This is a genomic window from Rhizobacter sp. P2_H2 (assembly GCF_056403375.1).
On the sequence record NZ_JBFUFP010001063.1, the window covers coordinates 1 to 1,814 of the forward strand.

Here is a 1,814-nt window from a genome sequence, read left to right on the forward strand (position 1 = left end):
GGGTCATGTCGTGCAGCGCGGCCTGCGCCGCTTCACGCCGTTGCAGGCCTGGCTGGAGGGCACGTCCGCCGCTGCCACCGACCTGCGCGGCCGCCGCCTGCTCGCCGCCGCCGGGCTCGCGCATCCGCAGCGCTTCTTCTCGATGCTGCGCGAGGCCGGCCTCGACATCGCCGAGCTGCCGCTGCCCGATCACCACGATTTCGCGCAGCTGCCCTGGGCGTCCGACACGGCCGACGTGGTCGTCACCGAGAAAGATGCCGTCAAGCTCGATCCCGCGCGCCTCGGCACGACCCGCGTGTGGGTCGCGACGCTAGACTTCCAGCTTCCGCCGGCCTTCGCCGCCGAGCTGCTCGCGCTGCTTCCGCAGCGAGCCCACCATTGACCCGAGGACGCCCGATGGACACCCGACTGCTTCAACTGCTGGTGTGCCCCCTGTGCAAGGGGCCGCTGGAGCACAAGCGCCCGCCGCAGGATGCGGCGCACGAACTGGTGTGCAACGCCGACCGCCTGGCCTTCCCGGTGCGCGACGGCATGCCGATCATGCTCGAGACCGAGGCGCGCTCATTGGACACCGCGCCTGCCGAGGCCGGGAGCAGCGCGTGAGCTTCACCGTCCTCGTGCCGGCACGGCTGCAGTCGACGCGGCTGCCGCGCAAGCCGCTGGCCGACATCGGCGGGCTGCCGATGATCGTGCGCGTCGCCCGCCGCGCCGCGCTGTCGGGCGCGCAGCAGGTGGTGGTGGCCGCCGACGATGCGGAGATCGTCGCCGCCTGTCGCGCGCACGACGTGGCCTGCGTGCTGACGCGCACCGACCACCCGACCGGCAGCGATCGCCTCGCCGAGGCCTGCGCACTGCTGGGCCTGCAGCCCGGCGAGATCGTCGTCAACGTGCAGGGCGACGAGCCGCTGATCGAGCCCGCACTGGTCGACGCCTGCGCGGCGCTGCTGCAATCGCAGCCCGACTGCCCGATGAGCACCGCGGCGCATGCGATCGACAGCGTCGACGAGCTGCGCAACCCGAACGTCGTGAAGGTCGTGCTCGACGGCGCGGGCCGCGCGCTCTACTTCTCGCGCGCGCCGATCCCGTGGTGGCGCGACGGCTATGCCTCGGGCATCGAGGCGCTGTCGTCTCCCCCGCCGCTGCGCCACATCGGCCTCTACGGCTACCGCGCCGGCTTCCTGAGGGATTTCCCGAAGCTGCCGCCCTGCCCGCTCGAGCAGACCGAATCGCTGGAGCAGTTGCGCGTGCTGTGGCATGGGCATCGCATCGCGGTGCACGTGAGCGCGGTGCGCCCCGGGCCGGGGGTCGACACGCCCGAAGACCTGGCCCGTGTTCGGGCGCAGATCGGGCGCTGAGCGGGCACTGATCGGGTGAATCGCGCACCTGCGAAGCCGGTGTAAACCCGGGGGCGCCGAGGGCCCGGCGACCTGCCCTGCGTCAGTTTCGCGCAGGAAGTCGCATGCTATTCTCGATGGCAAAAGCCCGTGCCTGCGCCGGCTGGCACCGCGGCCACGAATTCCATAAATTGAGGAAGACTGATGAGACTGATTCTGCTGGGCGCGCCAGGCGCCGGTAAGGGCACGCAAGCGGCGTTCATTTGCCAGAAGTTCGGCATCCCGCAGATCTCCACCGGCGACATGCTGCGTGCGGCTGTCAAGGCCGGCAGCCCGCTCGGCGTGGCGGCCAAGAAGGTGATGGACGCGGGCGGCCTGGTCAGCGACGACATCATCATCGGTCTCGTGAAGGAGCGCATCGCCCAGCCCGATTGCGCGAAGGGCTTCTTGTTCGACGGCTTCCCGCGCACCATCCCGCAG

General features: G+C 70.9%; 4 protein-coding genes. All 4 read left to right on the top strand.

Annotated elements, in window-relative coordinates; all coding sequences use genetic code 11:
• Window positions 1–382, top strand: a 382-nt coding sequence (locus tag AC1D15_RS30035; RefSeq protein WP_477828896.1) for a tetraacyldisaccharide 4'-kinase, incomplete at its 5' end; no start/stop codon positions are given.
• Between the two features lie 14 nt (window positions 383–396).
• Window positions 397–603, top strand: coding sequence for a Trm112 family protein (locus tag AC1D15_RS30040; protein WP_477828897.1), 207 nt, complete (start codon window positions 397–399; stop codon window positions 601–603).
• The gene (gene kdsB / locus AC1D15_RS30045; RefSeq protein ID WP_477828898.1) at window positions 600–1,355 is read left to right on the top strand and encodes a 3-deoxy-manno-octulosonate cytidylyltransferase; all 756 of its coding nucleotides are present in this window, start codon (window positions 600–602) and stop codon (window positions 1,353–1,355) included. Before AC1D15_RS30040 ends, kdsB begins: the two co-directional genes overlap by 4 nt.
• Before the next feature lie 183 nt (window positions 1,356–1,538).
• The coding region (locus AC1D15_RS30050) for a nucleoside monophosphate kinase (protein WP_477828899.1) at window positions 1,539–1,814 on the top strand (276 nt) is incomplete at its 3' end.